Genomic DNA, 5,819 nt, shown 5'->3' on the forward strand with positions numbered 1-5,819 from the left:
ACCACCGGAACCGCTTCCCAGGACGGCCGCCCCCAGGGCGGCACCGAGCACCCCGGCCAGCGGCAGCGCCCCGCGCTCCTTGTGCGCCAGCAGGAGCGCTGCTGGAGCTGGCCCTCGCCGAGGCGCTGCGGCTGACCGACCACACCACCCGGCCGCCCCGCACCGTGCTGGCCGAGCACCTGGCCGGGCGGCGGCTGCTGCTGGTCCTGGACGGCTTCGAGCAGCTGGTCGACGCGTGCGCCGGCCTGGTACGGGAGCTGCTGCGCCGCTGCCCCGGCCTGCGTGTCCTCGCGGCGGGCCGGCGCCCGCTGGCCCTGGACGGGGAGGTGGCCTTCCCGCTGGCCCCGCCGGCCGCCGAGGAGGCGCTGGCCCTGCTGGCGGCGCGGGCGTCCGCGGCCGACCCGGCCTTCGCGGTGACGACGGAGAACCGGGCCGCGCTGGTCGAGCTGTGCGCCCGCCTCGACGGGATCCCGCTGGCGCTGGAGCTGGCGGCGGCCCGGCTGCGGACGCTGTCCCCCGAGCAGGTGCTGGCCCGGCTGGAGGACCGCTTCGCGCTGCTGACGGGCGGTGGGCGCGGTGGGCTCGCCCGGCACCGGACGTTGCGGACGGCCATCGGCTGGAGCCATGAGCTGTGCACGCCGGCGGAGCGGCTGCTGTGGGCGCGGCTGTCGGTGTTCGCGGGGCAGTTCGACCTCGATGCCGTCGAATACGTGTGCGCGGGTCCGGATCTGCCGGTGGAGGACGTGCTGGACCTGGTCGGGGAGCTCCTGGCCCAGTCCCTGCTGGTCCGGGAGGAGACGCCCGCCGGGGTGCGGTTCCGCATGCTGGAGACCGTACGGGCGTACGGGGCGGGCTGGTTGGAGTCGCTGGGCGACGCCTGCCGGCTGCGGCGGCGCCACCGGGACTGGTACGTGGGCCTGGCGACGTGGTGCGAGCTGGACTGGTTCAGCCCGCGCCAGCAGGAGGTGGCCGCGCTGGTGGAGGTGGAGCTGGCGAACGTGCGGCTCGCCCTGGAGTGCTGCCTGGACGAGCCGGACGAGGTGCATCTGGGTCAGTACCTGGCGGGGACGCTGTGGTTCTACTGGGCGGGCTGCGGGCGGCTGACCGAGGGGCGGCACTGGCTGGAACGGACCCTGGAGCCCGCGGACCAGGCGGTGGAGTACGAGAGCTCGCGGCTGAAGGCCCTGTGGGTGCTGGGCTATGTCGCGGCCCTGCAGGGGGACGCGGCGGCCTCGATGAGCGCCCTGTACGAGTGCCGGGACGGGGCGGCGCAGAGCGGGAACCCGGTGGCCGCTGCCTACGCGGTGCACCGGATGGGCTGCCTGGCGCTGGTCTCGGACGACATGGCCCGGGCCCGGGACCTGCTGGGCACGGCGCTGGAGCGGTACCGGGCCGCCGGCGAGCTGAACAGCAACGTGCTGATGTGCCAGGTCGAGCTGGGGATGGCGCTGGCCTTCCTCGGTGACCTGCCGGGCGCGCTCGCGCTCTGCGGGGAGGTCCGGGAGATCTGCGAGGAGCGCGGGGAGTGCTGGGCGAAGGCGTACGCCCTGTACGTCCTCGCGTACGCGGCCTTGGACGCGGGGCGCACGCAGGAGGCGCGGCGGCTGCTGACCGAGTGCGTCGCCATCAACCACGTCTTCCACGATCTGGTCGGGCTGGTGCTCGCGCTGGAGCTGCTCGCGCTGGTCACGGTCGCGGAGGGGGACGCGGCCGAGGCGGCGGTGCTCCAGGGCGCGGCGGAGCCGATGTGGGGCGGGGTGGGGCTGCAGTTGTTCGGCTCGGGGTACTTCAACGCCCCGCGGCTGATGTGCCAGGAGCAGACGGGCGAGCTTCTGGGCGCCGAGCGCCGTGCGGCGTACGAGGCCGAGGGGCGGGAGCTGAGCCGTGAGGCGCTGGTCGGGCGGGCGCTGAGCAGCCCCGAGGAGCGGGGCGGCGCAGGTGGGCCCCGGCGGGCGGGACGGCTGCGCGGATCCAGGGTGCCGACGACCCGCGCGTCGGCGGACCAGCCGTAGCCCTGCGGCCCGTGGGAAACGGAAAACCCGCCGCCCCGGAGGGGACGGCGGGCTGACCAGCCAGTGAGACTAGGCCTGCATCAGCGGGCGTAGTACTCGACGACGAGCTGCTCGTCGCAGATGACCGGGATTTCCTTGCGGTTCGGGTCGCGGTCCAGGCGGAAGGCCAGGGCCTTCAGGTTGACCTGCAGGTAGCGCGGGGTCTCGCCCTCGCCTGCGTAGCCACCCTCACGGGCAACCTGGAACGGAACCTTCTCGCGGCTGCGCTCGCGCACGGTGATGACGTCGTCCGGACGGACACGGAACGACGGCTTGTCGACCTTGTCACCGTTGACCTCGATGTGGCCGTGAACGACCATCTGGCGGGCCTGGTAGATGGTGCGGGCGATGCCCGAACGCAGAACCAGGGCGTCGAGGCGACGCTCGAGCTCGACGACAAGCGCCTCGCCCGTCTTGCCTTCGGCCTTCTTGGCGCGGTCGTAGGCGCGGGCCATCTGACGCTCAGAGATGTCGTACTGAGCGCGCAGACGCTGCTTCTCCAGCAGACGAACCTTGTAGTCCGAGTTCTGCTTGCGGCCACGGCCGTGCTCGCCCGGCGGGTAGGGGCGGGCCTCGAAGTACTTGACGGCCTTCGGGGTCAGCGCAATGCCGAGGGCACGCGACTTCTTGACCTTGGGTCGCTTCTGGTTCACGGGGAACCTACCTCCATGTAAGTTAGGTGAGGCTTACCTTAGCGAGGAGGACGTAATGTCTCGACCACATGGGATCCCCCTGCCCAGTGCGCAACGCAGTTCGGATTCAGACGAAACAGAATCCGCTTGCGCCGACGATAAGCAAGGTCAGCCGCGTCCCAGGGAAGGCGTTCGGCAGCTCACCGGAGCCGAACGCGTACGAACCCTCGTAGAGTCCAACGCCTCAGTATCCCTCACGCTGATCGGTGCTCGTGACAGTCACGAGGCCGAGGAGTTCGGGACAGGGCTGCCGGTCGCACGGACCGTCACCCCGGACGGGGACGTGATTCTCCTTGTCTCAGGGGAATCCGCGGCTGCCAGGGCAGCCGCTCACGCCCAGGACGACGACCTCACCGCCGTGATCGAGATCACGGATGTGGCGCCGGTGTCCGTGCCCCATCGTATCCGAGGCCGCGCCTGGCTGGCCGGGTGGCTGACGCCGGTGCGCGGGGACGACCGGGCGGCCTGCGCCGCGCTGCTCGCGGAGCGGCAACCGGTGGGCGAGCTTCTGGGCATGCGGGAGTCTCTCGACGCCCCCCACACCGGGCGCCCGGCGTGGATGATGCTGCGCCTGGAGGTCGGCGAGATCTCGGTGGACGACCTGTGGGGCGCCGAGCACGTGGACCCGGAGGACCTGGCCGCGGCGGAGCCGGACCCGATGGTCGCGCACGAGACGGAGCTGCTGCAGCACCTGCACGCCGCCCATCGCGACCGGCTCGGCGAGCTGGGCGGCCTGCTGGGCGCCCGTGAGGCCGGCGGCATGGCCGCCGTCCCGCTCTCCCTGGACCGCCTCGGCCTGCGTGTCCGCTTCACCGGCGGCCCGGCCGGCTCCTTCGACGCCCGCTTCGACTTCCCGGAGCCGGTCGCGGACATCTGCGGGCTGCGCCGGGCGATGCACTCCCTGTTCTCGGCGGCCTCGCACTAGGTCGTGTCGCGCCGCCGCACGGGTGCGGCCCGGTCTTGCTCCTCCGGGTCACGCCTGGCCGCGCAGCCGCTCGCGTACCTTCTCCACCACGTCCGCATAGCGGGCCTCCGCGCCGTAGCGCGTCGGCTCGTAGTACCGCTTGCCCTGGATCTCGTCCGGCGCGTACTGCTGCGCCGCGATCGCGCCCGGCACGTCGTGCGGGTACACATACCCCTGCGCGTGTCCCAGCTTGGCCGCGCCCTTGTAGTGCCCGTCCCGCAGGTGCGTCGGGACCGGGCCCGCGAGGCCTGCCCGTACGTCGGCCAGCGCCGCGCCGATCGCGGTCGTGGCGGTGTTCGACTTGGGGGCCAGAGCCAGGGCGATCGTGGCGTGCGACAGGGTCAGCGCCGCCTCCGGGAAACCGATCATCGCCACCGCCTGGGCCGCGGCCACCGCGATCGGCAGGGCCGTCGGGTCCGCCAGACCGATGTCCTCGCTCGCGGAGATCATCAGGCGGCGCGCGATGAACCGGGGGTCCTCACCGGCCTCGATCATCCGGGCCAGGTAGTGCAGCGCCGCGTCCACGTCCGAGCCGCGGATCGACTTGATCAGTGCGCTGGCCACGTCGTAGTGCTGGTCGCCGTCCTTGTCGTACCGGACCGCCGCCCGGTCGACCGCCTCCTCCAGCGTCTGGAGGGTGATCTCGTCCTCCCCCTTGGCGATGGCCGACCCGGCGCCCGCCTCCAGCGCGGTCAGCGCCCGCCGGGCATCGCCGCCGGCGATCCGCAGCAGGTGCGCCTCGGCGTCCTCCGGGAGGGTGACGGCCCCGCCCAGGCCCCGCTCCTCGGTGAGCGCGCGCCGCATCAGGGCGCTCAGGTCCTCGTCCGTCAGCGGTTCCAGCGTCAGCAGCAGCGAGCGCGACAGCAGCGGCGAGATGATCGAGAAGTACGGGTTCTCGGTGGTGGCCGCGATCAGCGTCACCCAGCGGTTCTCGACGGCGGGGAGCAGCGAGTCCTGCTGCGCCTTGCTGAAGCGGTGGATCTCGTCGAGGAAGAGGACGGTCTCCTTGCCGTAGCCGCCGGCCGCGCGCTTGGCGCCCTCGATGACGGCCCGTACCTCTTTGACGCCCGCGGTGATGGCGGACAGTTCCACGAAACGCTTCTGCGTGGCCTGGCTGACCACGTACGCCAGGGTCGTCTTCCCGGTGCCGGGCGGGCCCCAGAGGATCACCGACGAGGCACCGGCCGGGCCGCCCGCCCCTTCCCCGACCAGCCGGCGCAGCGGTGATCCGGGCTTCAGCAGGTGCTGTTGGCCGACGACCTCGTCCAGGGTGCGCGGACGCATCCGGACGGCGAGCGGGGAGCTCGCGGGGTCCTTCTCCCGGCGGTCTTCGGCAGCGGCGGTGAACAGGTCTGGTTCCACACAGGAAGCCTATGCGAGCCCACCGACAGGGCCGCCCGCGCTCAGGAGGTCCAGAAGTCCCACCAGCGGGTCAGGATCAGCATCCCGATGATCCCGACGTGCAGGACGGGCAGGACCCAGGTGAACTCGTCGAGGAAGGACTTGAGCCAGCCCGGAGCCGGCAGCAGCCCTTCGCGGACGTTGTGCGCGGTGACGTACCAGAACATGAAGATCGTGGCGACCCAGGCCAGGCAGCACCACAGGCACAGCGAGTTGATGTTGTACAGCGACTGGTACATGAGCCAGGTGCAGAAGGCGACGCCGAAGAGGGTGCCGGCGTTGAAGGTGAGCCAGTACCAGCGGCGGAACGAGGCCCCGGCGAGCATGCTCATGCCTACGCAGATCACGATCCCGTAGGCGACGAGTCCGAGCATAGGGTTCGGGAAGCCGAAGGCCGACGCCTGGTCGCTCGTCATGATGTTGCCGCAGGAGACGATCGGGTTCAGGCTGCAGGCCGGCTTGAAGGTCGGGTCCTCCAGCAGCTTGAACTTGTCGATCGTGATCACCCAGGCGGCGAGCAGCCCCGCGGCCCCGGTGATCACCAGCAGCAGGGCCAGGGCCCGGCTTCCCCCGACGGTCCTGCTCCGGGCGGTGTCCGCGTCCGCGCTTCGTGTCGTCATACCGCCCGCTCCACATCTGCCAGGTGATCAAGCACGGGCCATTGTGCCGTACGAGCCTGTGAACGGACGGGGGCCGGGGAAAGATCCCCGG

5 protein-coding genes are annotated in these 5,819 nt (G+C 71.9%); 2 read left to right on the forward strand and 3 right to left on the reverse strand.

Going from position 1 to position 5,819, the window contains the following annotated elements; translation table 11 throughout:
* Positions 1–2,012 (forward strand): ATP-binding protein (locus ACWGIU_RS27215; protein WP_453710046.1); only part of this gene is annotated, 2,012 nt, incomplete at its 5' end.
* Positions 2,013–2,092: 80 nt separating this feature from the next.
* Here the strand turns inward: ACWGIU_RS27215 and rpsD are convergent.
* On the reverse strand, positions 2,093–2,704 hold the full coding sequence (gene rpsD, locus ACWGIU_RS27220; protein WP_008740451.1) for a 30S ribosomal protein S4: 612 nt from the start codon (positions 2,702–2,704) through the stop codon (positions 2,093–2,095).
* 55 nt (positions 2,705–2,759) lie between these two features.
* On the opposite strand from rpsD, the gene ACWGIU_RS27225 reads away from it, so the two are divergent.
* Positions 2,760–3,668 carry a DUF2470 domain-containing protein gene (locus tag ACWGIU_RS27225; RefSeq protein ID WP_453710048.1) on the forward strand — a complete coding sequence of 303 codons (909 nt, stop codon included), beginning with the start codon at positions 2,760–2,762 and terminating at the stop codon, positions 3,666–3,668.
* Positions 3,669–3,716: 48 nt separating this feature from the next.
* Here ACWGIU_RS27225 and ACWGIU_RS27230 read toward each other — a convergent pair whose 3' ends face one another.
* Together ACWGIU_RS27230 and ACWGIU_RS27235 are read right to left on the reverse strand one after the other, a co-directional pair.
* Complete coding sequence (locus tag ACWGIU_RS27230) at positions 3,717–5,069, reverse strand: replication-associated recombination protein A (RefSeq protein WP_453710049.1); 1,353 nt, start codon at positions 5,067–5,069, stop codon at positions 3,717–3,719.
* 41 nt (positions 5,070–5,110) lie between these two features.
* Positions 5,111–5,728, reverse strand: coding sequence for a vitamin K epoxide reductase family protein (locus ACWGIU_RS27235; RefSeq protein ID WP_453710051.1), 618 nt, complete (start codon positions 5,726–5,728; stop codon positions 5,111–5,113).
* Between the last annotated feature and the right edge of the window lie 91 nt (positions 5,729–5,819).

It is taken from the genome of Streptomyces sp. NPDC054840 (assembly GCF_053611065.1).